This is a genomic window from Streptomyces sp. NPDC048496 (assembly GCF_043200055.1).
GTDB lineage: Bacteria > Actinomycetota > Actinomycetes > Streptomycetales > Streptomycetaceae > Streptomyces.
In genome coordinates this window covers 63,004-87,748 of the sequence record NZ_JBICXB010000025.1, presented here as the reverse complement: position 1 = coordinate 87,748, position 24,745 = coordinate 63,004, and the positions used below count along the sequence as shown (strand labels likewise).

At 69.3% G+C, this 24,745-nt stretch carries 23 protein-coding genes and 1 pseudogene; 7 read left to right on the top strand and 17 right to left on the bottom strand.

The window, feature by feature from the left end:
* Window positions 1–28 precede the first annotated feature (28 nt).
* From ACGFSA_RS22180 to ACGFSA_RS22165, 4 genes and pseudogenes are all read left to right on the top strand, one after another.
* Window positions 29–280, top strand: a pseudogene (locus tag ACGFSA_RS22180) (hypothetical protein); the annotation flags it as partial.
* A complete protein-coding gene (locus ACGFSA_RS22175) occupies window positions 277–924 on the top strand; it encodes a hypothetical protein (RefSeq protein WP_393306694.1) in 648 nt (215 codons plus the stop codon). The pseudogene ACGFSA_RS22180 and the gene ACGFSA_RS22175, both read left to right, overlap by 4 nt.
* A 288-nt stretch (window positions 925–1,212) precedes the next feature.
* Window positions 1,213–3,597, top strand: coding sequence for an N-6 DNA methylase (locus ACGFSA_RS22170; protein WP_393306692.1), 2,385 nt, complete (start codon window positions 1,213–1,215; stop codon window positions 3,595–3,597).
* A gap of 93 nt (window positions 3,598–3,690) precedes the next feature.
* The gene (locus ACGFSA_RS22165) at window positions 3,691–3,936 is read left to right on the top strand and encodes a hypothetical protein (protein ID WP_393306690.1); all 246 of its coding nucleotides are present in this window, start codon (window positions 3,691–3,693) and stop codon (window positions 3,934–3,936) included.
* 746 nt (window positions 3,937–4,682) lie between these two features.
* Here the strand turns inward: ACGFSA_RS22165 and ACGFSA_RS22160 are convergent.
* From ACGFSA_RS22160 to ACGFSA_RS22150, 3 genes are all read right to left on the bottom strand, one after another.
* Window positions 4,683–6,041 carry a class I SAM-dependent RNA methyltransferase gene (locus ACGFSA_RS22160; protein ID WP_393306688.1) on the bottom strand — a complete coding sequence of 453 codons (1,359 nt, stop codon included), beginning with the start codon at window positions 6,039–6,041 and terminating at the stop codon, window positions 4,683–4,685.
* 101 nt (window positions 6,042–6,142) lie between these two features.
* A complete protein-coding gene (locus ACGFSA_RS22155) occupies window positions 6,143–8,188 on the bottom strand; it encodes an APC family permease (RefSeq protein ID WP_393306686.1) in 2,046 nt (681 codons plus the stop codon).
* Window positions 8,189–8,308: 120 nt separating this feature from the next.
* Window positions 8,309–8,500 carry a hypothetical protein gene (locus ACGFSA_RS22150; protein WP_393306722.1) on the bottom strand — a complete coding sequence of 64 codons (192 nt, stop codon included), beginning with the start codon at window positions 8,498–8,500 and terminating at the stop codon, window positions 8,309–8,311.
* 173 nt (window positions 8,501–8,673) lie between these two features.
* Between ACGFSA_RS22150 and ACGFSA_RS22145 the strand changes: the two genes are divergently transcribed.
* Together ACGFSA_RS22145 and ACGFSA_RS22140 are read left to right on the top strand one after the other, a co-directional pair.
* Entirely contained in the window at window positions 8,674–9,342 is a 669-nt protein-coding gene (locus ACGFSA_RS22145) for a TrkA family potassium uptake protein (RefSeq protein WP_358860377.1), read from the top strand.
* Window positions 9,342–10,019 (top strand): TrkA family potassium uptake protein, encoded by a 678-nt coding sequence (locus ACGFSA_RS22140; protein WP_037701202.1) that lies wholly within the window; start codon window positions 9,342–9,344, stop codon window positions 10,017–10,019. The genes ACGFSA_RS22145 and ACGFSA_RS22140 overlap by 1 nt, the downstream gene beginning before the upstream one ends.
* A gap of 245 nt (window positions 10,020–10,264) precedes the next feature.
* Here ACGFSA_RS22140 and ACGFSA_RS22135 read toward each other — a convergent pair whose 3' ends face one another.
* The 12 genes from ACGFSA_RS22135 to ACGFSA_RS22080 form a co-directional block, all read right to left on the bottom strand.
* Window positions 10,265–11,026, bottom strand: coding sequence for a DUF3159 domain-containing protein (locus ACGFSA_RS22135; RefSeq protein ID WP_393306683.1), 762 nt, complete (start codon window positions 11,024–11,026; stop codon window positions 10,265–10,267).
* A 3-nt stretch (window positions 11,027–11,029) separates the two neighbouring features.
* Window positions 11,030–11,437, bottom strand: a complete 408-nt coding sequence (locus ACGFSA_RS22130; protein WP_345514291.1) for an OB-fold nucleic acid binding domain-containing protein — start codon at window positions 11,435–11,437, stop codon at window positions 11,030–11,032.
* A 139-nt stretch (window positions 11,438–11,576) separates the two neighbouring features.
* Window positions 11,577–12,269: a response regulator gene (locus ACGFSA_RS22125; RefSeq protein WP_393306680.1), complete on the bottom strand. Its 693-nt coding sequence runs from the start codon at window positions 12,267–12,269 to the stop codon at window positions 11,577–11,579.
* Between the two features lie 53 nt (window positions 12,270–12,322).
* A complete protein-coding gene (locus tag ACGFSA_RS22120; RefSeq protein WP_393306678.1) occupies window positions 12,323–14,866 on the bottom strand; it encodes an ATP-binding protein in 2,544 nt (847 codons plus the stop codon).
* Between the two features lie 206 nt (window positions 14,867–15,072).
* Complete coding sequence (locus ACGFSA_RS22115) at window positions 15,073–15,822, bottom strand: ABC transporter ATP-binding protein (RefSeq protein ID WP_393306676.1); 750 nt, start codon at window positions 15,820–15,822, stop codon at window positions 15,073–15,075.
* Window positions 15,823–15,993: 171 nt separating this feature from the next.
* Window positions 15,994–16,662 (bottom strand): potassium-transporting ATPase subunit C, encoded by a 669-nt coding sequence (locus tag ACGFSA_RS22110; RefSeq protein WP_393306720.1) that lies wholly within the window; start codon window positions 16,660–16,662, stop codon window positions 15,994–15,996.
* Between the two features lie 16 nt (window positions 16,663–16,678).
* Window positions 16,679–18,775 carry a potassium-transporting ATPase subunit KdpB gene (kdpB, locus tag ACGFSA_RS22105; RefSeq protein WP_393306718.1) on the bottom strand — a complete coding sequence of 699 codons (2,097 nt, stop codon included), beginning with the start codon at window positions 18,773–18,775 and terminating at the stop codon, window positions 16,679–16,681.
* Between the two features lie 44 nt (window positions 18,776–18,819).
* Complete coding sequence (gene kdpA / locus ACGFSA_RS22100) at window positions 18,820–20,484, bottom strand: potassium-transporting ATPase subunit KdpA (protein ID WP_393306674.1); 1,665 nt, start codon at window positions 20,482–20,484, stop codon at window positions 18,820–18,822.
* Window positions 20,485–20,491: 7 nt separating this feature from the next.
* Window positions 20,492–20,581 carry a K(+)-transporting ATPase subunit F gene (gene kdpF / locus ACGFSA_RS22095; RefSeq protein ID WP_037701211.1) on the bottom strand — a complete coding sequence of 30 codons (90 nt, stop codon included), beginning with the start codon at window positions 20,579–20,581 and terminating at the stop codon, window positions 20,492–20,494.
* Between the two features lie 383 nt (window positions 20,582–20,964).
* Window positions 20,965–21,738 (bottom strand): DUF3710 domain-containing protein, encoded by a 774-nt coding sequence (locus tag ACGFSA_RS22090; protein WP_393306671.1) that lies wholly within the window; start codon window positions 21,736–21,738, stop codon window positions 20,965–20,967.
* 1 nt (window position 21,739) lies between these two features.
* Window positions 21,740–22,273 carry a dUTP diphosphatase gene (dut, locus tag ACGFSA_RS22085; RefSeq protein ID WP_037701218.1) on the bottom strand — a complete coding sequence of 178 codons (534 nt, stop codon included), beginning with the start codon at window positions 22,271–22,273 and terminating at the stop codon, window positions 21,740–21,742.
* Complete coding sequence (locus tag ACGFSA_RS22080) at window positions 22,273–22,857, bottom strand: PaaI family thioesterase (protein ID WP_393306669.1); 585 nt, start codon at window positions 22,855–22,857, stop codon at window positions 22,273–22,275. The genes dut and ACGFSA_RS22080 overlap by 1 nt, the downstream gene beginning before the upstream one ends.
* A 58-nt stretch (window positions 22,858–22,915) precedes the next feature.
* On the opposite strand from ACGFSA_RS22080, the gene ACGFSA_RS22075 reads away from it, so the two are divergent.
* The gene (locus ACGFSA_RS22075) at window positions 22,916–23,374 is read left to right on the top strand and encodes a DUF3093 domain-containing protein (RefSeq protein WP_393306667.1); all 459 of its coding nucleotides are present in this window, start codon (window positions 22,916–22,918) and stop codon (window positions 23,372–23,374) included.
* Between the two features lie 62 nt (window positions 23,375–23,436).
* Here the strand turns inward: ACGFSA_RS22075 and ACGFSA_RS22070 are convergent, their stop codons facing one another.
* On the bottom strand, window positions 23,437–24,414 hold the full coding sequence (locus tag ACGFSA_RS22070) for a hypothetical protein (protein ID WP_393306665.1): 978 nt from the start codon (window positions 24,412–24,414) through the stop codon (window positions 23,437–23,439).
* 12 nt (window positions 24,415–24,426) lie between these two features.
* On the bottom strand, window positions 24,427–24,723 hold the full coding sequence (locus tag ACGFSA_RS22065; protein WP_003965732.1) for a DUF4193 domain-containing protein: 297 nt from the start codon (window positions 24,721–24,723) through the stop codon (window positions 24,427–24,429).
* Window positions 24,724–24,745: the final 22 nt, after the last annotated feature.

The window sequence follows — 24,745 nt, the reverse complement described above, 5'->3', positions numbered from 1 at the left end:
CGGGCGACGGGCACCTACTGCCCCGAGGACGGCCGAGCTGCTGGACGCGCTCAACGCCCGTATCGACGACCCGGACTTCCGGATCGGGCCGTCGTACCTGATGAAGAAGGGCGTCTACCGGGACGGCGGTCTGGAGCACACCTGGCGGACGAAGATCCTTCCGTTGCTGGAGGAGCACCACTACGGCGAAGGCATCGACATCGAGAAGCGGTACGGGCTCACCGCGCTGCGCCGTTCGCTCCCCCAGCCGCCCGAGCCCGAGCCGGTACGGCTCGCGTGATCCCGGCCATCGAGCTCGTCGAGCACGCCCCGGCCACCGGGCACATCCTGCCGGACGCGGTCGGCCGGGCGCTGGCCGCCGCCCGGATCGTGGATCCGTCCCCCGACCCGTACACGCCGGGCCGCTGGCTGCTGCGGGCCGGAAGCAAGGTCGGCGCGGTGTCCGTCGACGTACCGGGCGGCGGGAGCGGGCCGGTCACCGTCCGCGTCACGCCCAAGGTGCCCATCGCGCGCCTGTTCTTCCTGCTCGGCTACAGCCTCGACCCGAAGGGCGGCTGGCGGGACGGTCAGGTCGACGCGGCTGAGCATCGCGAGGTGCTGCCCGCGCTCGGGCACGCCGTGGAACGGCAGATCGACCGGGCCCTGCGGCAGGGACTGCTCCAGGGATACCTGGCGACCGAGGAAGTCGAAGGCCGTCGCCGAAAGGCGACGGACTACGAGTCTCGTTCCCCGCAAGGTGTCCGACAACGACTGGGTGCACTACTTTCCGCACGCGGGGATAACTCCATCCGCGACCGCAGCGGCATCGAGCGCTGGATGCTCGTCCAGGTCGACCGAGCCCAGAGGGCGGCCGGCTCAGCGCGCTACGGATACCCTCCGCAGCCCTCTGGTTCCTGCTCTCCGCGTCGGCGGACGAGGCGGTGAAGGGGACGGGCCGCCTCGGCATTCGCACGGTCAGGGTGCGTCTGATGCGACTGGTCGCTTGATAACTCCTTTGCCGCTGACTAGGCGGCAACTTCGCTGAGACGGCCTCCACTTCGGCCAGAGGTGCGGAAGAATACCGATTATCGGCGCCCTGGCACCTTCCCGTGGTGGCGGCGTAGACGGAAAAGGTATGTGCGCACTGTCAGTACGCACACGACAGCGCAGCCCTTCACTCCGTACGTTCGTCACCAACGGAACGCCTACCGGGTGTGGTTCAAGAGGAGCGACATGGCAAGCGGAAGTACACCGTTCCAGATCGACGAGCAACTGATCACGCGTGCACGGATCGTGGAACTGGCCGACGTCACGCGGCCCACCGTCACCACCTGGGCACGCCGTTTCGCGGACTTCCCCCGGCCCAGGCAGGCGGGCGGGCGGGCGTACTTCCTCCAGTCGGAGGTCCTCGGCTGGCTCGATGAGCGTCCCGTACCGCCGCATCTGCGACGGCCGGAGGAAGGGGAGGAGGCGACCTACGGGCTCCGCGCCCGCGCCGCACTCGCTGTCGACGGGACGGGGACGTTCCACTCGCCGCCCAGTCCGGCGGACGTTCCCGCCCCGCGGCAGGACCCGCCGGCCGGGCGTCCTCGTCCCGACGACGGCGGAAACCGTCAGGTGGTGCGCGAGCTCATGGGACCGCTAGCCGACCAGGTACGTGGATCGGGCTCGATGGTGAACTACATGCACCTGCCTGCCGCGCTGCATTTCCTGCGGGCACGATCGGGCGCGCGCTGGACGGAAGTACGGGACAGGGCGCGGGCAGGGGGACCCGGCGGCGAGGTCCTGGCACACATCGGCCGCGCGATGGACGAGGAAATGCGGCGGCTGGGGCAGCTGGCGCGCTTCACCGAGGCACTGTCCGACCTGGTGCCCAGGAACGCGCGGGTCCTGGCCCGCGTCGTGGACCTGGTCGACAGTCTCGACGGCAACGCCTTCCAGCTAATCATCGAGGAGTACGAGTCGCACGCCCGCCTGCGCAGCCGGGAGTTCTTCACACCGCCAGGCGTCGTAGACCTGATGCTGGGCCTGGCCCTCTGCTCCCTCGACCGCGAGCCGCTCACCGCCTACGACCCCTACGTCCGCGGTGGCGAGTTCCTTGCCGCAGCACGCAGGTGGTCGGACTGGGCTCGACGGGGCCACTCCGGCCGCAAGCCGCTCGAGGCCTACGGACAGACGACATCCACTGCCGTGGCACCCCTCGCGACCATCAACCTGGCGCTGCACGGCGTACGGTCCGGCGTGCACGTGAACGACAGGGAACCGTGGGCCGGCGGTCCGGACCTCACCGGGAAAGCCGATCTCGTCCTCACCAACCCGCCCTTCAACATGAACGACTCGGCCGGTGAGGCCCGCCGTACGGGCATGTGGGCCTACGGCCCGCCGCCGTTGGACAACGCCAACTTCGCGTACCTCCAGCACGCACTCGCCGCCCTGTGCGAAGGGGGGCGGGCGGCGATCGTGATGCCCAACAAGGCAGGCAACTCGGGCAACCCCGCCGAGGCCGCCATCCGTAAGGCGACGGTGACGGCGGGCGCGGTGGAGTGCGTCATCAGGATGCCCGCCAAGCTCTTCAGCGGCACAGCCGTACCGGTGTCCGTATGGCTGCTGCGGCATCCGAGCGAGCCGTGCGAGCAGGTGCTCTTCCTCGACGCGAGTCACCTCGGTACCAAGAAGGGCCCGCGGACCGTCCTTGAAGAAGCCGATGCCCGCGACATCCTCGACACTTACAGGGCACACCACCCCGCCCGGTTCCTCACCCGCTTCGACGACCCCGAGGATTTCAAGGTCGTCCCGAACGTGCTGGTGAGCCGTCAGGACCTGCTCGGCGGAGCCTGTTCGCTCAATCCCCTCGACCACATTCCCCCGGCGCAGCGGGGCCTGGACGAGGGGTCCGGTCCCGGTGACCCCTACGAGGTGGCGGACGCCTGGGCCGAGGTGCAGCGGCTGCGCGAGCGCAGCGCGGAGGCGGACGTACGGGCGACCGTCCTCCACGAGGAGCTGACCCCGCACCTGAAGGGTGGGGAGGTCCCGGGCGAGGTGGAGCTCGCGGCCATCTGCGAGATCAAGGCCGGGCCCTCGTTCACGCGGCTCGGCAACAAGGACCGCGGGGCCGACGGCACGGTGCCGGTGGTGTTCCCACGGCACCTTCGGGACGGTCGCATCACCGATACCGGGGAGGAACGCGTTTCCCACGAACTCGCCCTACGGCTCAAGGACTACCTGCTCAGCCCCGGGGACATCATGTGCGTGCGCGCCGGCAAGACGGTCCCACCGGCGCTCGTGGAGGCAGATCAGGCGGAGTGGCTGATGAGCCCGAACGTGATCAGGATCCGGGGCAAGCGGGATGCCGCCGTGGATCCCGAATACCTCGCCGCCTGGCTCAGGCGGCCCGAGGTGATCGCCTGGATCAAGGACCGGTCGGCCGCGACGGCGGCGCCGTCGATCAGTACCTCTGCGCTGGGCCGGATGAAGGTGCGGCTGCCGTCGCTCCCGCAGCAGCGGCGGATCGCGGAGCTGTCACGCACCCTCGAGGACCAGGCGCTCGCGCACCAGGAACTGGCGGCGGCAGTCACCCGAGCCCGTGGCCTGCTGGTGGAGGAGGCGATGAACCGATGAACCCTCCGCCGATGTTCCCTGCCCTCCACGCGAGGTGACCGTCCGTCCCCGCCCGACCACCACCCACCCATCTGACCGAAAAGGAACATCGTTGTGACCGGCTCCAACCCCTCCACCGACCCGACCGCGCCTACGCCCGCGCTGCCCGTCTGGGTGCTCTGGCTGCTGATCATGATCCTCTTCTCCTCGCTGGTGGCCGTGTCCGCAGGTCTGGTGGAAAGCCTCGCGGGCGCCGGCCTCCCGGCGGTCCTCCGCTCCGGCGGCACCGCCTTCCTCGCGGCGGCGGGTCTGTGCTTCGGCACCCTGCAGGCGGTACGGGAACTCCGCAAGCGCCGGTAGTGCCCGCCGGCCGAGCCGACGCGAGTCCGGCTGGTGGGTGGCCTGCGCGGCATGCTGGCCGCGCAGAAGCTGATGGGGCTGCTGGAGCGGCTGCTGTCGCTGCGCAGCCTGACTACCAAGGGCCTGGAGGCTGCCTCAGAACGGCAGACTGGGGCCCATGGACTTCAGGGCTTGCCGCACTGCTGGGCGCCGCCGTCGGTTCCGCTACCGCCCTCGGGGCCGCGATCGTCAACGGCCATGCTCAGAAGGCTTCCGCTTACCGTTCAGCAGGCTTGATCACCCGAACAGGGGCCCTGTTCGGGTGATCGTCGCGGGGTCGGTGCATGAAGGGCGAGCACCGACAGCATCAGCCACCTCCACGAGCAACACGAGCGGACGAACCGCCCCATCCCTGCCGCCGACGAACGGAGTTCATGCCTGACCAGGAGAAACCCAGCGATCACGTTCGGAAAGCAGAAGCCTTCTCAGCCCAAACACCCCCCGTAGCTCGTGCTCCGCAGGCCTCAACTGTGAAGGAGCCCGAATTGTTTCCGGCGGAGCCGTCGGGGTTGTAAAGGTCGTGTGAGGTGGCATCCACCCAACAGCCGGATGCCTCCAGGGGGGTCCGAGGTCGGCAAACTACCCCTCCAGCTGCCTGACACTCCATCAGAACGAACGTCAAATGAGCGTCCCGAGCGTCATCTCAGCGTCAAGACATCGCCCGTAACGCCCACAGTACACATAATGCGCACCGGCGAAACCGCAGGTCAGGCGCCTTCCCGCACCGGCTCAAGGATCGCCACGCACTCCACGTGGTGCGTCATCGGGAACAGGTCGAACGCCCGCAGCGTCCGCACCTTGTAGCCGCCCTCCCGGAAGTACGCCAGGTCGCGGGCGAGTGCCGCCGGGTCGCAGGCGACGTAGGCGATGCGGCGGGCGCCGAGGCCGGTCAGGTGTTTCACCGTCTGCTTGCCCGCGCCCGCGCGCGGCGGGTCGAGGACGATCAGGTCGCACTCGGTGATGCCGGTGCGGGGCAGGATCTGCTCGACCTTGCCGTGCTCGATGCGGACCCGGTCGAGGTCCTGGAGGTTGTGGCGGGCGTCCTCGACGGCGCGCTTGCCGGACTCGATGCCGAGCACCGCGCCCTTCTCGCCGATGCGCTGGCCGAGGGCGCCGGCGAACAGGCCGACGCCGCAGTACAGGTCGAGAGCGGTGTCGCCCTTGCGCGGCAGCAGGCCCTGCATGACGGCTCGGACGAGGGTGTTGGCGGCCTGCGGGTGGACCTGCCAGAAGCCGCCGGAGCCGACGCGGTACGTGCGGTCGTCGGCGCGCTCGCGGACGAAGCCGCGGCCGTGGACCCGGTGGATGCCGCCGTCGCGTTCGTCGACGCGCAGCACCGAGACCGGCTTGTCGAGCTCGACGAGCGGCAGCCGGGCGCCGGGCTTCGGGGTGAGGATGACCTGGCGGTCGTTGGAGCCGGTGGCGGTGATGGCTTCCACCGAGGCCATGCCGGTCCAGTCGCGCTTCTCGATGCCGAGTTCGGAGACTCCGGTCGCCGCGATCATGCAGTGCTCGATCGGTTCGACGTCGTGCGAGCGGTGCTTGCGCAGGCCGGCCCGGCCGTTCTCGTCGATGGCGTACTGGACGCGGGTGCGCCATGCCGGCACCTCGCCCTTGGGGAGCTTGTCGCCCTCGGCCGGCATGACGGTGCCGTCCCAGCCCGCCTCCTCGGGGGTGAGGCCCGCGAGGCGCTGGAGCTGTTCGGCGATGACCTCGCCCTTGAGCCGCCGCTGGGCGCCTGGCTTGGCGTGCTGCCAGTCGCAGCCGCCGCACTTGCCGGGGCCGGCGTACGGGCAGGGGGCCTCGACGCGGTCCTTGGACGGCTCGATGATCGTGACGGCGTCGGCCCGCAGGAAGCGGGAGTCCTTCGTGCCGTCGGTGACCCGTGCGACGACCTTCTCGCCGGGGAGGGTGTGCCGCACGAAGAGGACCTGGCCCTCCGAGGTACGGGCGATGCAGTGGCCGCCGTGGGCGACGGGGCCCACCTCGACCTCGCACTCCTCGCCGATCAGTGAGTCCCCGGTCTGCGAGTCCTCGGCCGGCGACGAGGTGGATTCGTTCTGCATGAGGGGGTGGCTCCAGAGATCAAAGGAAAAACGGCCGGACAACAACCCACGAGTCTACGCGGGTGGCGTCCGGCCGCTTACCAAACGGCGGGCACGGAGGGTCAGCTCTTGTTGGTCTCCTTGGTCCTTCGTTCCACGGGGCCCCGGCGCACCGAACCCGGAGCGTTCCAGTCCGCGCGCTTCCTGGCGCGCTTCTTCGCGGCCTCGGAGGATTCCAGCTGGTACGGGACGGACGTCACCATGACACCGGGAGTGAACAGCAGCCGCCCCTTGAGGCGCAGGGCGCTCTGGTTGTGCAGCAGATGCTCGTACCAGTGGCCGACCACGTACTCCGGGATGTAGACGCTGACCACATCGCGCGGGCTCTCCCGGCGGAGGCTCTTCACGTAGTCGATGACCGGGCGAGTCACCTCGCGGTACGGGGAGTCGAGGATCTTCAGCGGGATGTTGATGCCGCGCCGCTCCCAGTCCTCCTTGAGCGCCTTCGTCTCGGCCGGGTCGACGCTGATGGAGAGCGCCTCCAGATGGTGGGAGCGGATCAGCTTGGCGTACGCGAGCGCGCGCAGCGTGGGCCGGTGCAGCTTGGAGACCAGGACGATGGAGTGGACCCGGGAGGGCTTCATGGTGTCGTCGGACGGGACCTCGTCGGCGGAGATCTCCTCGGCGACGCGGTCGTAGTGCCTGCGGATCGCGGTCATCGTCCCGTAGAAGATCACCATGCCGAGCAGCGCCACCCAGGCGCCGTGGGTGAACTTCGTGGCGAGGACGACGACGAGCACCAGGCCCGTGAAGAAGGCGCCGAAGGTGTTGATCGCCCGGGAGCGGATCATGTGGCGGCGCTTGGCCGGGTCCGTCTCGGTGCTCAGATGGCGGTTCCAGTGCCGCACCATGCCGGTCTGGCTGAGGGTGAAGGAGACGAACACACCGACGATGTAGAGCTGGATCAGCCGGGTGGAGTCGGCTCCGTAGACCCAGGTGAGCAGGATGGCCGCGCCGGCCAGCAGCACGATGCCGTTGGAGAAGGCGAGCCGGTCACCGCGGGTGTGGAGCTGGCGCGGCAGGTACCGGTCCTGGGCGAGGATCGAGCCGAGCAGCGGGAAGCCGTTGTACGCGGTGTTGGCGGCCAGGAAGAGCACGAGGGCGGTGGCCGCGGCGAGGAGGACGAAGAAGAACGATCCGTCGCCGAAGACGGCGGCCGCGACCTGGGAGATCACCGGGTCCTGGACAAAGCTCGATCCGACGGGCAGGCCGTTGTGGATCAGCTGCTTCGCCGGGTTCTCCGCCATCTTCACACCGGTGGTCATGGCCAGGCCGATGATGCCGCAGAACATGGTGACGGCCAGCAGCCCCATCATCGCGAGGGTGGTCCCGGCGTTCTTGCTCTTCGGCTTGCGGAAGGCGGGGACACCGTTGCTGATCGCCTCGACGCCGGTCAACGCCGCACAGCCGGAGGAGAACGCTCGCAGCAGCAGGAAGACGAGGGCGAAGCCGGCCAGGCCCTCGCGCTCGGGCCTGATCTCGTAGTCCGAGGTCGGGGCGTGCATGGTGTCGCCGAGGACAAGACCGCGGAACGCACCCCAGGCGATCATGATGAAGACGCCCGCCACGAAGAGGTAGGTGGGGATGGCGAAGAGCTTGCCGGACTCCTTGACGCCCCGCAGGTTCATCAGCGTCAGCAGCACGATGGCTCCGATCGCGCAGAGCGTCTTGTGCTCGACGACGAACGGGACCGCGGAGCCGAGGTTCTCCACACCGGAGGCGATCGACACGGCGACGGTCAGGACGTAGTCGACCAGCAGGGCGCTGGCGACGGTCAGACCGGCCTTGGGGCCGAGGTTGGTGGTCGCGACCTCGTAGTCGCCGCCACCGCTCGGGTAGGCGTGCACGTTCTGCCGGTACGAGGCGACGACCGTGAACATCAGGACCACGACAGCGGCCGCGATCCACGGGCTGAAGTGGTACGCCGACACGCCCGCGACGGACAGCACCAGGAGAACTTCTCCTGGTGCGTACGCCACCGAGGACAGCGGGTCGGATGCGAAGACGGGGAGGGCGATGCGCTTGGGGAGGAGCGTTTCCCCCAGCTTGTCGCTGCGCAGCGCCCGGCCGATCAGGATCCGTTTGGGCACGTCGGTCAGTTTGGACACGCAGAGGATCGTAAGCGTTCCGTATGGAGGCCGCTCACACACCACCCCCGTGGCCCTGCAATCTCCTGCACATAGCCGAGAACGCCACGGATTCCTTAACGGAATCCTTGCACTCACCGGCTACGAGAACAGCGCGCTGTAACCGTTCAGTGCCGGTTGGCCACCGAGATGGGCATAGAGGACGGTGGCGTTCCGGTCGATGTCGTCGACGGTGCGTTCCCGCCGTACACCGATGAGCTGCGCGGTGGCGGCCGCGACGCCGGCGGCCGGCGCCTGCCCCTGCGTTCCGCTTTGCCACCCCTTTGCAGGCACCGCCGTGGTGAAAGCACACTCGAATGAGGCAACGCGTCCATGGCCGCATAAGCTCATCCCGGGCAACGCCGGAAAACGTTGCCCCGTTGTTTGCCCGGCAAGCTGAGGAAAGAGTGTGAGCAGGGTGTTTTCGCAGGTCAGCCGGACGACCAGGACTGCGAGGTAGGCGCAAGGTGCACATCGTCATCATGGGCTGCGGGCGAGTAGGGGCCGCTCTCGCGCAGACCCTGGAGCAGCAGGGGCACACAGTCGCGGTGATCGACCGGGACCCCACGGCGTTCCGACGCCTCGGGTCCGGATTCGGCGGACGACGGGTCACCGGCGTCGGTTTCGACCAGGACACCCTCCGTGAGGCGGGGATCGAGGAAGCCGGTGCGTTCGCCGCGGTGAGCAGCGGCGACAACTCGAACATCATCGCCGCCCGGGTGGCCCGCGAGATGTTCGGCATCGAGAACGTCGCGGCGCGGATCTACGACCCGCGGCGCGCCGAGGTCTACCAGCGCCTCGGCATCCCCACGGTCGCCACCGTGCGCTGGACCGCGGACCAGATGCTGCGGCGGCTGCTGCCGTCGGGCGCCGAGCCGCTGTGGCGGGACCCGAGCGGTGGTGTCCAGCTCGCCGAGGTGCACACCACGCCGTCGTGGATCGGGCACAAGATCAGCACGCTGCAGGAGGAGACGGGCGTCCGCGTGGCGTTCCTCACCCGATTGGGCGAAGCCATACTGCCTTCGTCGCAGACGGTGCTGCAGGAGGGCGACCTGGTCCACGTGATGATGCGAACGGACGAGGTCGCGAAGGTCGAGGCGGCCTTCGCCGAGGGTCCTGAGGAGGGTGGTCACTGATGCGTGTCGCGATTGCCGGGGCCGGCGCGGTGGGCCGTTCCATCGCGGGCGAGCTGCTGGAGAACGGCCACGAGGTGCTGCTCGTGGACAAGGCGCCGACCGCCATCTCGGTGGAGCGGGTGCCGATGGCCGAGTGGCTGCTCGCGGACGCCTGCGAGATCACCTCGCTGGACGAGGCGGCGCTCCAACGGTGCAATGTCGTGATCGCCGCGACCGGCGACGACAAGGTGAACCTGGTCGTCTCGCTGCTCGCCAAGACGGAGTACGGCGTACCGCGGGTCGTCGCCCGGGTCAACAACCCGAAGAACGAGTGGTTGTTCAACGAGTCGTGGGGCGTCGATGTCGCGGTCTCCACGCCGCGTCTGATGTCCGCGCTGGTCGAGGAAGCGGTGAGCGTCGGCGATCTGGTCCGGCTGCTGCGATTCAGCCACGGCGACGCCAACCTGGTCGAACTGACGCTGCCCCCGGAGTCGGCGCTGGCCGGTACCCAGGTCGGCGATGTGGCGTGGCCGGAGGACACCTCGCTGGTCACCATCATCCGCGGTACGCGGGTGCTGACGCCGAGCTCCGAGGAGACGCTGGAGGCCGGTGACGAGCTGCTGTTCGTGGCCGCCCAGGCGCGCGAGGAGCAGTTGGAGGACCTCCTCTCGGTGCGTCGTGAGATCAGCGGCGGCTGACGGCGCCGTCCCTTAGACCGACCGGCACATGGGAGGCGGCGTCGCGGGGCTGGGCACGCACATCTGCGGCGTTGTCGTCAATCACCATGGCTCCGCCATGTCTCAATCCTCCGCCTTGCAGCTGCACGCACCCAGCCCCGCTCCTTCTCCCACCCCCCATGTGACGGTCGGTCTTATTCCTGTACGCCGAAGGGGCCCGGAACCGTACGCAACGGTTCCGGGCCCCTTCTGCTGTCGCAGACCGGTCAGACCTCGTGGTGACGGACGGCCGCGGCGGCTTCCGCCTTGCGGGCCTTCTCGGCCTGCTCCTCCGCCTCCATCTCGGCGAAGACGTCGATCGGCGGCGGCGCCTTCGCGAGGAAGACCCAGGTCAGATACACCGCGAGAAGGAACGGCGGGATCTTCAGGGCGACCAGGACCCAGCCGAGCTGCGCGGTGTCGGCCCACCAGTAGAGCGGGAAGAGGATCGCGCACTTGGCGAGCAGGATCAGCCCCCAGGCCCAGCTGGCCTTGGCGTACGCCTTCTTGCGGCCGGGGTTCCTGGTACGCCAGGAGAGGTTCTCCTTGAAGACCGGGCCCAGTATCAGGCCGATCAGCGGCACCCCTGCGAGGGTCGTGACGAGGTACGCGAGGGCCAGACCCAGCGTGTAGAGCATCCCGGGCAGGTAGAAGTCCTTGGCATTGCCCGTCATCATCGCGAAGACCACACCGAAGGCGACGCCGAAGACCCCGCTGAAGGCGTGCTTGACGGTGTCCCTGCGGATCAGCCGTACGGCGACGAGGACCAGGGACACGGCCAGCGCCGCGATGGCCGAGGTGTGCAGGTCCTTGTTGATGGTGAAGACCGTGACGAAGAGCAGCCCGGGAAGGACTGTCTCCACCATCCCTCGGATGCCGCCGAATGCCTCGAAGAGGGCAGCTTCGGTGACCGCCTTGGCGTCGGCCTCCTGCTGGGCGGTCGGGTTGGTGCGGTCCGTGTCGGACGTCGGCTTGTCGAGAGACGTCACCGGCTACTCCTTGCCGAGCGGTCGGAGTTCGTATTTGGGGTTGAACAGCACCCGGCGCCCGTGACTCATGGCGATCCGGCCCGAGGCGATGAGCTTGCGGCCCGGCTCAATGCCCACGATGGAGCGCCGGCCCAGCCAGACCACGTCGAGCGGTGCGGTGCCGTCGAAGAGCTCCGCCTCCAGGGCGGGCACTCCGGCGCGCGGCCGCAGGGTGACGGTCCGCAACGTACCAGTCACCTTGACGATCTGACGGTCGGTGCAGTCGGAGATCCGCGTGCAACCCGATGCCTGCGAGTCCTCCTGCAGCTCCTCCGACTCCAGGTCCTGCTGGGAGCTGGACAGCCGGTCGAGCATCCGGCGAAAGCGGCCGGACGGCCTCTCCGCCTTCTCGGGACGTGGAACAGCACTCATACCCGAAGGGTACCGGGCCACGGCGGTCCGGGCAGATGCCCATTCTTTCACTCGAACGGGGTGCTCGGTAAGGCTCGTTCTTGACGCCCGTCCGGTACGCGCGGCGCGTCGGCCGCCGTCGATCCGGTGCGCTCGGGCGTCAGCCGCGTTCGAAGCGGTAGCCCATGCCCGGCTCGGTGACGAAGTGCCGGGGGTGCGAGGGATCCACCTCCAGCTTGCGCCGGAGCTGTGCCATGTAGACCCGCAGATAGTTGGTCTCGGTGCCGTAGGAGGGCCCCCACACCTCCTGCAGCAGCTGCTTCTGGCTGACCAGCCGGCCGCTGTTGCGGACCAGGACCTCCAGCAGATGCCACTCGGTCGGGGTGAGCCGTACGTCGCGTCCCTCGCGGTGGACCTTCTTCGCCGCCAGATCCACGGTGAACCCCTTGGTCTCGACCATCACGATGTCGTCGGCACCGTCCTGGCCGACCGGCTCGGCCCGCCGTACCGAGGCACGCAGCCGGGCCAGCAGCTCGTCCATGCCGAACGGCTTGGTGACGTAGTCGTCGGCCCCGGCGTCCAGCGCCTCGACCTTCTCGTCCGAGGTGTGGCGGGCGGAGAGCACCAGGATCGGCACCCGGGTCCAGCCGCGCAGCCCCTTGATCACCTCGACGCCGTCCATGTCCGGCAGGCCGAGGTCGAGGACGACGACATCGGGGTGACGCGCGGCGGCGAGCTGCAGGGCGGTCGCACCGTCGGGCGCGGCGTCCACCTCGTACTTGCGCGCCTTCAGGTTGATCACGAGGGCGCGTACGATCTGCGGCTCGTCGTCGACCACAAGCACCCGGGTCATCGCGGACCTGCCTTTCTGCTGTACGGAACTGCTGACTGAGGCATGACGAAGATTCATGAGGTGACCCGCACCGGCAGCTCGGGGCCGACCGGAACGTATCCCGGCACCGCCTTGAGCGTCAGGACCATGGTCATGCCACCGCCGGGGGTGTCCTCCGCGTCGAGGGTGCCGCCCATGGACTCTACGAAGCCGCGGGCGACGGCGAGTCCGAGGCCGACCCCGGCGCCGCGCGGGGCGTCGCCGTAACGCTGGAACGGCTCGAAGATCCGCTCCTTGCCCTCGTCGGGGACGCCGGGCCCGCGGTCGGCCACCCGCAGCTCGACCCGGGAGCCCAGCGCGCTGGCGGCCACGGTGACGCGTTCCCCGTCGGGGCTGTACTTGACGGCGTTCTCGACGATGTTGGCGACGGCCCGCTCCAGCAGCCCCGGGTCGACGGCGACCATCGGCAGCGACTCCGGGATGTCCAGGTCGACGCTGTTCTCCGGTACGCCTCCGAGCGCCATCGGGACCACCTCGTCGAGGTCGATCTCGCGGATCAGCGGGGTGACGGTGCCGGTCTGCAGCCGGGACATGTCGAGGAGGTTGCCGACCAGGTGGTCGAGGCGGTCGGCGCCGGCCTCGATGCCTTCCAGGAACTCCGCCTGGTCCTCGTCGGACCAGGCGACGTCGTCGGAGCGCAGTGAGCTGACGGCGGCCTTGATGGCGGCCAGCGGGGTCCGCAGGTCATGGCTGACGGCGGCCAGCAGCGCGGTCCGTATCCGGTTGCCCTCGGCGAGCCGGCGGGCCTCCTCCGCCTCCCCGACCAGTCGCTGCCGGTCGAGTACGACGGCGGCCTGGGCGGCGAACGCGCCGAGCACGCGACGGTCCTCGGCGGGAAGTACCCGGCCGGACAGCGCGAGCGCCATGTGGTCGCCGACGGGCATGTCCACATCGGCGTCCTCGGGGCGGGCGACCGGGCCGGGGCCGACGCTGCCCGCGCAGGTCCACGGGTCGACATCGCTCTTCCGCTCCAGCAGTGCCACGGACTCCATCGCGAAGGTTTCGCGGACCCGCTCCAGCAGGGCGTCCAGCGTCGTCTCGCCGCGCAGGACGCTGCCCGCGAGGAACGAGAGGATCTCGGACTCGGCGCGCAGCCGGGCCGCCTGATGGGTACGGCGGGCCGCCAGATCGACGACGGAGGCCACCGCCACCGCAACCGCGAAGAAGATCACGATGGCGACGAAGTTCCTCGGATCCTGAACCGTCAGGGTGTGGGTCGGTGGGGTGAACCAGTAGTTCAGCAGCAGAGAGCCGACGGCCGCCGAGGCGAGGGCGGGCAGCAGCCCGCCGATCAGGGCTGCCGCGACGGTCAGGAAGAGGAAGAGCAGGACGTCGTTGGCGAGCCCCGGGCCGTTGTGCATGCCGGTCAGCAGCACCGTGAGGAGGGCCGGGCCGCCGACCCCGACCAGCCAGCCCCAGACGATCCGGGCCCGGCCCAGCCGGGCGCCGCGGGCGATCGGCAGTCCGCGGCCCTTGGCGACCTCTTCGTGCGTGACGATGTGGACATCGAGGTCGGGGCCGGACTCGCGGGCGACGGTGGCTCCGACGCCGGGTCCGTAGATGTACTGCCAGGCCTTGCGGCGGCTGGAGCCGAGCACGATCTGGGTGGCGTTGACACCACGGGCGAATTCGAGGAGCGCCGAGGGTATGTCGTCGCCGATGACGTGGTGGAACGTACCGCCGAGGTCCTCGACGAGGGTGCGCTGGACGGTGAGTTCCTTGGGCGACGCGGAGGTCAGTCCGTCGCTGCGGGCGATGTAGACGGCGAGGATCTCGCTGCCGGAGCCCTTGGCGGCCATACGGGCTGCGCGGCGGATGAGCGTACGGCCCTCGGGGCCGCCGGTGAGTCCGACGACGATGCGTTCGCGGGCCTGCCAGGTGGAGCGGATGTTGTGTTCGCCGCGGTACGCCTGGAGGTACTCGTCGACCCGGTCGGCGACCCAGAGGAGGGCGAGCTCACGCAGGGCGGTGAGGTTGCCCGGGCGGAAGTAGTTGGACAGGGACGCGTCGATCCGGTCCGGCTTGTAGATGTTGCCGTGGGCCATCCGGCGGCGCAGCGCCTGGGGCGACATGTCGACCAGTTCGAGCTGGTCGGCGCGGCGGACGACCTCGTCGGGGACGGTCTCGCGCTGCCGTACGCCCGTTATCGACTCGACGACGTCGCCGAGCGACTCCAGGTGCTGGATGTTGACGGTGGAGACGACGTCGATGCCGGCCTGGAGGAGTTCCTCGACATCCTGCCAGCGCTTGGCGTTGCGGGAGCCCGGCACATTGGTATGGGCCAGTTCGTCCACCAGGGCGACGGCCGGGGCACGTTCCAGGACCGCGTCGACGTCCATCTCGGTGAAGATGGCGGACCGGTACTCGATCTCGCGGCGCCGGATCTGTTCCAGGCCGTGCAGCATGACCTCGGTGCGCGGCCGGTCGTGGTGCTCCACGAACGCCACGACGCAGTCGGTGCCCCGCTCCACCCTGCGATGGGCCTCGGAGAGCATCGCGTACGTCTTGCCGACGCCCGGTGCCGCACCCAGGTAGATCCGAAGCTTGCCGCGTGCCATGGCCCCATTGTCTTTCAGAACGACTGCGGCCGATGCGGCAGCCGAACTCGAAGTTACCCCGAGGATTTACGGCACATGGGACATGGAGTCGGACAGAAGACCGAATTGACAGAATTCTGATGCCCTAATCCGGGCAGATTACGCATATACCGAAATGCGCAACAAAAGGTGCCCGGGACGAACCCGGGCACCTGTCTTCCCCGCCCCTACGCGTACTCGGCGATGTGCCCGTCGCTCAGCTCCAGCACCCGGTCCGCCAGTCCCAGCAGCTGTGCATCATGCGTCGCCACCAGCGCGGTCACCCCCTCGCTCCGCACCACCGCGCGCAGCAGCTCCATCACGGCGAGCCCCGTCTCCGCGTCGAGCTGGCCCGTCGGTTCGTCGGCGATCAGCAGTGCGGGCCGGTTGGCGAGCGCGCGGGCGACGGCGACTCGCTGCTGCTGGCCGCCCGAGAGTTCGCCGGGCCGCTGCGCACCGTGGTCGCCGAGCCCGACCAGGGAAAGCAGCAGGGCCACCCGGTCCTCCCGCTCGCGCGGATCCGCCTTGCGCAGCCGCATCGGTACGCCGACGTTCTCCGCGGCGGTCAGGATCGGGATCAGACCGAACGACTGGAAGATGAAGCCGATCCGGTCCCGGCGCAGCTCCAGCAGCCCGTTCTCGCCGAGTTCGGAGAGGTCCGTGCCGTCGACGGTGATCCGGCCGCGGTCGGGGCTGTCGAGGCCGCCGACCAGGTTCAGCAGGGTTGTCTTGCCGGAGCCCGAGCGCCCCTTGAGTGCGACGAGCTCGCCACGCGGCACGTCGAAGGAGACCCCGCGCAGCGCGTGGACGGCGCCCGCGCCGGTTCCGTACGAGCGGTGCAGGTCCTCGACGCGGACCATCGGCCCGCGGGCCGGGTCCTCGGCGACGGCCGTGCCACCCTGCCCGCCGGTGCTCTTTCCGCCGGTGCTGTCGGTCATGCGCTCCCCCATGCGTGGTCGGTCCCTGTCGGCCGCCAGTATGTGCATGAGGCACACGGCTGGGCAATGGCCTACGGGACAGCCCTTGGCCGCCCGGTCGGGTACGGCGCCGGGCCGCAGTGGTCCTTCCAGCACGACCACGGCGACCCGGCGCATCCGCCGACGAAGGGATCAGCCCCCGTTCACCAGCTCCTTGAGCGCGATGTTGAGCTGAAGGACGTTGACTCGCGGCTCGCCCACGAAGCCGAGGATCCGGCCGTCGGTGTGCTGCTTCACGAGCTTCTCGACCTGTTCGACGACGAGGTGGTTCCGCTCGGCGACGCGGCGCACCTGGAGCTGCGCGTACGCCGGGGAGATGGCCGGGTCGAGGCCGGACCCGGAGGAGGTGACGGCGTCGGCCGGCACGTCCGCGGGCTTGACCGGGTGCCCGGGTACGGAGTTGTCCTTGACGACGGCGGCCTTGGCGTCCGTGACCCAGTCGATCAGATCCTTGTTGTCGCCGGACCGGTTGGTCGCGCCGGACAGGATCAGCTTGTACTGGGTGTTGACGCTGTTGGTGCCGAGGCCGTTGGACGGGCGCGGCTGGAACCACTTGAGGTCCGGGGCCGGGGTCTCCTGGCCCTTCTTCAGCGGCAGGTCGTAGCGCTGGCCGATCAGTTCGGAGCCGACGACCTTGCCGTTCGCCGTGATCTCGGAGCCGTTCGCCCTGCCCGGGAAGAGCCCCTGGGCGACGCCGGTGACGGCGAGCGGGTAGATCACGCCGCAGACGATCGTGAGGACGAGCAGGGCGCGCAGCCCGGCCCAGAGCAGCCGAACGGTGTTTCCCGCGGAGTTGTTCATGGAGGTCATGGCGCGATCAGCCGATTCCGGGAATGAGGGAGAGGATCAGGTCGATGATCTTGATGCCGATGAACGGGGCGATCAGGCCGCCGAGTCCGTAGATCCCGAGGTTCCGCCGGAGCATCGAGTCGGCGCTGCTCGGCCGGTAGCGCACGCCCTTCAGGGCGAGCGGCACCAGCGCGATGATGATCAGCGCGTTGAAGACGACGGCGGACAGGATCGCGGACTCCGGCGAGGACAGCTGCATGATGTTCAGCCTGTCCAGGCCCGGGTAGACCACCGCGAACATCGCCGGGATGATCGCGAAGTACTTCGCGACGTCGTTGGCGATCGAGAAGGTGGTCAGCGCACCGCGGGTGATCAGCAACTGCTTGCCGATCTCGACGATCTCGATGAGTTTCGTCGGGTTGGAGTCCAGGTCCACCATGTTCCCGGCCTCCTTGGCGGCCGAGGTACCGGTGTTCATGGCCACGCCGACATCGGCCTGGGCGAGCGCCGGCGCGTCGTTCGTGCCGTCACCGGTCATCGCGACGAGCTTGCCGCCGGCCTGCTCACGCTTGATCAGGGCCATCTTGTCCTCGGGCGTGGCCTCGGCGAGGAAGTCGTCGACCCCCGCCTCCTCGGCGATCGCCTTCGCGGTCAGCGGGTTGTCGCCGGTGATCATCACCGTACGGATGCCCATCCGGCGCAGCTCGTCGAACCGCTCCCGCATCCCTTCCTTGACGACGTCCTTGAGGTGGATGACGCCGAGGATCCGGGCGCCCCGCTCGTCGTCGACGGCGACCAGCAGCGGTGTACCGCCCGCCTCGGAGATCCGGTCGGTGAGTGTGCGGGCGTCCGGCGAGACGGTGCCGCCCCGTTCCTCGACCCAGGAGACGACCGAGCCGGTCGCACCCTTGCGGATCCTGCTCCCCTCGACGTCCACACCGGACATCCGGGTCTGTGCGGTGAAACCGACCCACTCGGCCCCGACGAGCTGACCCTGGTGACGCTCGCGCAGCCCGTACCTCTCCTTCGCCAGGACGACGACGGAGCGGCCCTCAGGAGTCTCGTCGGCCAGCGAGGAGAGCTGGGCGGCGTCCGCCAGTTCGGCCGCCGTCACCCCCGTGACCGGGACGAACTCGGCGGCCTGCCGGTTGCCGAGCGTGATGGTTCCGGTCTTGTCGAGCAGCAGGGTCGACACGTCGCCGGCGGCCTCGACGGCACGTCCGGACATGGCGAGGACATTGCGCTGGACGAGGCGGTCCATGCCGGCGATGCCGATCGCGGAGAGCAACGCGCCGATGGTGGTCGGGATGAGGCAGACCAGCAGCGCGGTCAGCACGATCATCGACTGGCGTCGGCCCGCGTAGATGGCGAACGGCTGCAGGGTGACGACGGCCAGCAGGAAGACGATGGTGAGGGACGCGAGCAGGATGTTCAGCGCGATCTCGTTGGGCGTCTTCTGCCGGGCCGCGCCCTCGACCAGGTTGATCATCCGGTCGATGAAGGTCTCACCGGGCTTGGTGGTGATCTTGATGACGATGCGGTCGGAGAGCACCTTCGTACCACCGGTGACGGCCGAGCGGTCGCCGCCCGACTCCCGGATGACCGGTGCCGACTCCCCCGTGATGGCGGACTCGTCGACGCTGGCGACGCCCTCGACGACGTCACCGTCGCCGGGGACGATGTCACCGGCCTCGCAGACCACCAGGTCACCGATGCGCAGATCGGTGCCGGGTACGCGCTCCTCGTTCTTCCCGACGAGCCGGCGCGCGAACGTGTCGGTCTTGGCCTTGCGCAGTGTGTCGGCCTGCGCCTTGCCGCGGCCCTCGGCGACCGCCTCCGCCAGGTTGGCGAAGATCGTGGTGAGCCAGAGCCACGCGGCGATCGCCCAGCCGAACCAGTCGGTCGGGTCCAGCGCGGCGAGGACGGTGGTGAGCACCGAACCGGCCAGGACCACGAACATCACCGGCGACTTGACCATCACCCGCGGATCGAGCTTGCGGACCGCGTCGGGGAAGGACTTGAGCAGCTGCTTGGGGTCGAACAGCCCCGCGCCGACGCGTCCCTCGGTCCGGTGACCGGTGGGCGCGTCCTGGTGCGGTGCCAGGTCCTTGGTGACAGTGGACATCGCGTCCTCATGCATCGATTCGTCGTGCTGCGTACGTGTGGTGGTCATGACGCCAGCCCCTCGGCCAGCGGCCCCAGCGCCAGGGCCGGGAAGTAGGTCAGACCGGCGACGATCATGATCGTGCCGACCAGCAGTCCGCTGAAGAGCGGCTTGTGGGTGCCGAGCGTGCCGACGGTCGCCGGTACGGGCCGCTGCTCGGCGAGCGAGCCGGCCAGAGCCAGGACGAAGACCATGGGCAGGAACCGGCCCAGCAGCATCGCGAGCCCGATCGTGGTGTTGAACCACTGGGTGTCCGCGTTGAGCCCGGCGAATGCCGAACCGTTGTTGTTGGCGCCGGAGGTGTAGGCGTACAGGATCTCGGAGAAGCCGTGCGCACCGGAGTTGGTCATCGAGTGGACCGGGGTGGGCAGGGCCATTGCCGCCGCGGTGAAGCAGAGCACCAGTGCCGGGGTGATGAGGATGTAGCAGGCCGCGAACTTGATCTCGCGGGTGCCGATCTTCTTGCCGAGGTACTCGGGCGTGCGGCCGACCATCAGACCCGCGATGAACACCGCGATGATCGCCATGATCAGCATGCCGTAGAGGCCGGAGCCGGTACCACCGGGGGCGATCTCGCCGAGCTGCATGCCCAGCATGGTGATGCCGCCGCCGAAGCCGGTGAACGAGGAGTGGAAGGAGTTCACGGCGCCGGTCGAGGTGAGCGTGGTGGCCACGGCGAAGATCGACGATCCGCCGATCCCGAAGCGGGTCTCCTTGCCCTCCATCGCCCCGCCCGCGATGTCGAACGCGGGTCCGTGGTGGGCGAACTCGGTCCACATCATCAGCGCGGTGAAGCCGAGCCAGATGACGCCCATCGCCGCGAGGATCGCGTAGCCCTGCTTCAGCGAGCCGACCATCCGCCCGAAGGTGCGGGTCAGCGAGAACGGGATGACCAGGATCAGGAAGATCTCAAGGAGGTTGGAGAGCCCGTTGGGGTTCTCAAAGGGGTGCGCCGCATTGGCGTTGAAGTAACCGCCGCCGTTGGTGCCCAGCTCCTTGATGGCCTCCTGCGAGGCGACCGCACCGCCGTTCCACTGCTGCGAGCCGCCCGTGAACTGGCCGACCTCGTGGATGCCGGAGAAGTTCTGGATGGCACCGCACGCCACGAGCACGAGCGCGGCGATCACGGCGATCGGCAGCAGGATCCGTATCGTGCCGCGCACCAGGTCGGACCAGAAGTTGCCGAGCTCACCGGTGCGGGAGCGGGCGAAGCCCCGTACGAGCGCCACCGCGACGGCGATGCCGACGGAGGCCGAGACGAAGTTCTGCACCGCGAGGCCGCCGGTCTGGACGACATGGCCCATGGCCTGCTCGCCGTAGTACGACTGCCAGTTGGTGTTCGCCACGAAGGAGGCCGCGGTGTTGAACGCCTGATCGGGGTCGATGGAGGCGAAGCCGAGCGAGCCGGGCAGGCTGCCCTGGAGCCGCTGCAGCACGTACAGGAAGAGGACGCTCACCGCGGAGAAGGCGAGAACGCCACGGAGATAGGCGGGCCAGCGCATCTCCGTGTCGGGGTTGGCGCCGATGGCCTTGTAGATCCACTTCTCGACCCGCAGGTGCTTCTTCGAGGAGTAGACGCCGGCCATGTAGTCGCCGAGCGGACGGTAGGCCAGACCCAGCGCCACGACGAGCGCGAGCAGCTGGAGCACACCAGCGAGGACGGGGCTCATATCGGGCTCAGAACCTCTCCGGGTACAGAAGGGCGAGGACGAGATAGCCCAGCAGGGCGACGGCCACGATCAGACCGACGATGTTCTCGGCAGTCACAGCTTCGCCACCCCCTTGGCGACTAGAGCCACCAGCGCGAAGACCGCGATCGTGGTGACGACGAAGGCCAGATCGGCCACCGTGTGCTCCTAGATGAGGTTCGGATTCTCGGACCTCATGAGCAAACCCCTGTCCGAAGCCCCCGTGGCCTGCGTTGATGGCTTCCTTACGGGGAGGGGCGCGCCCTTGACGGCGCCCATACGTGCCCCATACGCGCGTCATACACGCGCCGGTGAGCGTGCTCTGTCGCATGCTCCGCACGCGTGCTCCGCAGGCATGCAAAAGCGCGTGCTCCGCAGGCATGCAAAAGCCGGTGGGCCGCACCTCCCTCGAAGGGAGGTACGGCCCACCGGCCGAAGCTGTCACACACCCCGGGAGGCGGTTCAGCGCACCTCGGTGATCTCGGGCCCGCGCTGGAGCTGGCCCATGCCACCGGAGAACTTCGAGCTCTCCTGGTCCTCCTGCTGCACGCCCTCGGGCACCATCTGGGCGTCGTCGGGGAGCTTGAGGACGATCGGGTCGCGCGGGGCCATCGGGCCCTCGCCACGGACGACCACGGTGTCCCGGAAGATCGTCTCCAGCAGCCCGGCGGCCTGCGGCTGCACGGCGCCCTGGCCGGAGATCACTCCGCGCAGGAACCAGCGCGGCCCGTCGACGCCGACGAAGCGCACCAGCTGCACGCCGTTCGTCCCGTCCGGAAGCTGCACGGGGACCTGTGCCCGCAGCTCCCAGCCCAGCGGGCCCTCGACCTCGTCGATGATCCCGCCCTGCTGGGTGATGCCGGAGGCGATCTCCTCGCGGACCTCGCCCCAGATGCCCTCCTTCTTGGGGGCGGCGAAGGCCTGCAGCTGGATCGCGCTGTCGCGCAGCACGACGGTGGCGGCGACGATCGCGTCACCGGCGACCTCGACGCGCAGCTCCATTCCGTCGACCCCGGGCACGAAGATGCCGCCCAGGTCGACCCGGCCCTCACTGGGCTGGGAGACCTCGTCGATGTCCCACGGCCCGTCCGGCCGCGGCGCCGGCGGGAGGTTCACCCGGCGCGCTCCGCTCTCGGCGGCGTCGGTGTCGTCGAGCTCGTCGACGACCTGCTCGGCCTCGCGCGCTTCGTCCGCCACGTCCTCGGCGGAACCACTCTTCTTGCGACGTCCGAACACGTCACTGTCCTTCCCGGTCGGGTACGACCGAAGCGTAGCTGTTCCCGCCCTGGGTGATCCCGCCCCTGACGCCGTCAACATCACCCGTGGCATGGCCTCCGGTGGAACCGAAGCCGCCCTCGCCCCTCGCCGAGCCTGGCAGTTCCGACACCTCGTGGAAGCGCACCTTCTCGACCTGCTGGACGACCAGTTGGGCAATCCGGTCGAACCTCTCGAACCGCACGGTCTCGCGCGGGTCGAGATTGATGACGATGACCTTGATCTCTCCACGGTACCCGGCATCAACCGTCCCCGGGGCATTGACAAGGGCGACTCCGCAGCGGGCCGCGAGGCCGGACCGCGGATGCACGAACGCGGCGTACCCGTCGGGCAGCGCGATCGACACGCCGGTGGGCAGCATCGCCCGTTCGCCCGGGGCGAGCTCGGCGGCCTCGGTGGTCACCAGATCGACCCCGGCGTCGCCCGGGTGACCGTACGCCGGAATCGGCACTTCCGGATCGATCCGGCGGAGCAGTACGTCGACGGGACGGCGCATCAGGGGTTCACCTCGAAGGCACGGGCGCGCCTGACCTGGTCCGGGTCGGCCATCGCCGCCTGGATCTCGGCGGGGCGGCCGTTCTCGATGAAGTGGTCGACCTTGACCTCGATGAAGAGGGCCTCGGCGCGGACCGCGACGGGCCCGTCCGGGCCGCCGATCCGGCCGGTCGCCCGGGAGTAGATCTTCCGGCCGTGCACGGCGGTGACCTCGGCGTCCAGGTGCAGCACGGTGTCGACCGGCACGGGGCGCACGAAGTCGGTCTCCAGCCGCCCGGTCACCGCGATCACCCGCAGCAGCCAGTTCAGCGAACCCAGCGTCTCGTCCAGCGCCGTGGCCAGGATGCCGCCGTGCGCCAGGCCCGGGGCGCCCTGGTGGGCGGCCTTCACCGTGAAATCGGCGGTGACGCTGACACCCTCGCCGGCCCGCGCCTGGAGGTGCAGCCCGTGCGGCTGTCCATCACCGCAGCCGAAACAGTGTTCGTAGTGCGCGCCGAGGAGCTCGCCGGGGACCGGGGCGTCGGGATGCCGGACCGGTTTCACCGCGTCGGCCGGTGGCTGAAGAGCCGCAGATGTTCCACTCACAGGCGCAGACCTTACCCGCGCGGGTAGCCGCAGGTCGCGCCGTGCCAAGCTTGGGTTCATGCAGCCTTCCACCCCGCCTTTCGACGAACGTCTGACCGCACCCCGTTCGTGGTGGTTCCTTGCCTTCCTGATGGGGGTCGCCTGCGCCCTGATACTGCTGCCACTGGGCACCCTGCCGTTGCTCGCCGGCCTGGTCGGCGGCACCGCGCTGGCCTTGCTCGCAGTCAGCTCGTACGGCTCCGCCCGGATCCGGGTGGTGGCGGGCGCCCTGGTCGCGGGTGACGCCCGGATCCCGGTGACGGCACTCGGCGAGGCGGAGTCGCTGGAGGGCGAGGAGGCACGCGCGTGGCGCACGTACAAGGCGGACACCCGTGCCTTCATGCTGCAGCGCAGCTACATCCAGACGGCGGTGCGGGTGGAGGTCTCCGACCCGGAGGACCCGACTCCGTACGTCTATCTGTCGACCCGCGAGCCGCAGGCCCTGGTGGCGGCGCTCACGGCGGCACGGGCCGCATAACCGTTTCCCGCCTCTGGGGGCCGCCGGGGCGGTCCTGACGGCCTCCGCTCCGGGGGAGGCCGTCAGCCCTCGATCTCCTTCGGGAGGTCCTTGTGCAGCTTCCGCGGCCGCTCCAGGGGCGGCAGCTCCGGGAGCCGGTCCCAGGAGATCTGGGCCTTGCGCAGGTCTTTCCTGACCCGTTCGGCAACCTTCTTCGTGTCGCGCCGGTTCATCATCGCGCCGATGGCGGCGCCGGCCAGGAACGGGATCAGGTTCGGCAGATCGCGCATCATCCGCTTCACGATCTGCTGGCGCAGCTCCCGCTTCATCCGGCCGCCGAGCGCCGCATCGATCGTCGTCGGATGGGTGACATCGATACCGCGCTCCTCCGTCCACGACGTGAGGTACGCGGTGCTGCGCTGGGCAAGGCCGCCCGGCGGGCGCAGGCCGTAGACCTCGTGCAGTTCGGCCACGAGCTTCATCTCGATCGCGGCCACGCCGGTGATCTCCGCTGCCAGCTCGGCGAACATGGCGGGCGGTACGGGCAGCATGGCCGCCGCACCGATACCGGCGCCGACGGTGGCAGTGCCCTTGCTCGCGCCTGCGACGAGCTTGTCGGCGAGTTCCTCGGGGCCGAGGCCCGGGAACTGCCTGCGCAGGGTGGCGAGGTCGCGTACAGGGACGCGGGGAGCGATCTCGATGATCCGGTCGGCGATATGACCGATCGCTGTCCTGGCGCTCTCCCCGCCCTTGCGTACGCCCCGTTTGACTGATTGCAGACGGCCTGCCCCGGTCACGGGCTCCGTCCTGCCGGTCTGCTCGGCCCCATCGGCCGTGCCGGCTGCTGGTACTGCTCGTCCTGTCTCCGCGGCAATGGCGGCTTCCACTGCTTCGAGCGAGGCCGAACGGCCTCGCTCGTCGTCAGATACGCCCGCGAAGGGTGGCAGGGCGGACCGCTCGGCAAGGGCTGCTACGCCTTCTGCCGGGCCTGGACCGCCCTGATTCGCCTCCGACGGCTTGCGTCGCAAGCGCCGCTTCCGGAACGGTGTGTCGCCTGCCACGTCCGACCGGACCTAGTCGCAGTCGCGGCAGATCGGCTGGCCGTTCTTCTCGCGGGCCAGCTGGCTGCGGTGGTGCACGAGGAAGCAGCTCATGCACGTGAACTCGTCGGCCTGCTTGGGCAGGACCCTGACGGCGAGTTCCTCATTGGACAGGTCTGCTCCGGGGAGCTCCAGTCCTTCTGCCGCGTCGAACTCGTCGACGTCGACGGCGGACGCCGTCTTGTCGCTCCGACGGGCCTTGAGTTCCTCAAGGCTGTCCTGGTCGACGTCGTCGTCGGTCTTGCGTGGGGTGTCGTAATCCGTTGCCATGTGTCGCTCTCCCCCTCTGGGT

Excerpts from the sequence above, each read along its gene's own strand:
- kdpA (WP_393306674.1), bottom strand. The coding sequence starts at position 20,484 with ATGAGCCCCGTCCTCGCTGGTGTGCTCCAGCTGCTCGCGCTCGTCGTG.
- ACGFSA_RS22110 (WP_393306720.1), bottom strand. The coding sequence starts at position 16,662 with ATGAACAACTCCGCGGGAAACACCGTTCGGCTGCTCTGGGCCGGGCTG.
- ACGFSA_RS22065 (WP_003965732.1), bottom strand. The coding sequence starts at position 24,723 with ATGGCAACGGATTACGACACCCCACGCAAGACCGACGACGACGTCGAC.
- ACGFSA_RS22170 (WP_393306692.1), top strand. The coding sequence starts at position 1,213 with ATGGCAAGCGGAAGTACACCGTTCCAGATCGACGAGCAACTGATCACG.
- ACGFSA_RS22160 (WP_393306688.1), bottom strand. The coding sequence starts at position 6,041 with ATGCAGAACGAATCCACCTCGTCGCCGGCCGAGGACTCGCAGACCGGG.
- dut (WP_037701218.1), bottom strand. The coding sequence starts at position 22,273 with ATGCGCCGTCCCGTCGACGTACTGCTCCGCCGGATCGATCCGGAAGTG.
- ACGFSA_RS22075 (WP_393306667.1), top strand. The coding sequence starts at position 22,916 with ATGCAGCCTTCCACCCCGCCTTTCGACGAACGTCTGACCGCACCCCGT.
- kdpB (WP_393306718.1), bottom strand. The coding sequence starts at position 18,775 with ATGTCCACTGTCACCAAGGACCTGGCACCGCACCAGGACGCGCCCACC.
- ACGFSA_RS22140 (WP_037701202.1), top strand. The coding sequence starts at position 9,342 with ATGCGTGTCGCGATTGCCGGGGCCGGCGCGGTGGGCCGTTCCATCGCG.
- ACGFSA_RS22125 (WP_393306680.1), bottom strand. The coding sequence starts at position 12,269 with ATGACCCGGGTGCTTGTGGTCGACGACGAGCCGCAGATCGTACGCGCC.
- ACGFSA_RS22120 (WP_393306678.1), bottom strand. The coding sequence starts at position 14,866 with ATGGCACGCGGCAAGCTTCGGATCTACCTGGGTGCGGCACCGGGCGTC.
- ACGFSA_RS22130 (WP_345514291.1), bottom strand. The coding sequence starts at position 11,437 with ATGAGTGCTGTTCCACGTCCCGAGAAGGCGGAGAGGCCGTCCGGCCGC.
- ACGFSA_RS22115 (WP_393306676.1), bottom strand. The coding sequence starts at position 15,822 with ATGACCGACAGCACCGGCGGAAAGAGCACCGGCGGGCAGGGTGGCACG.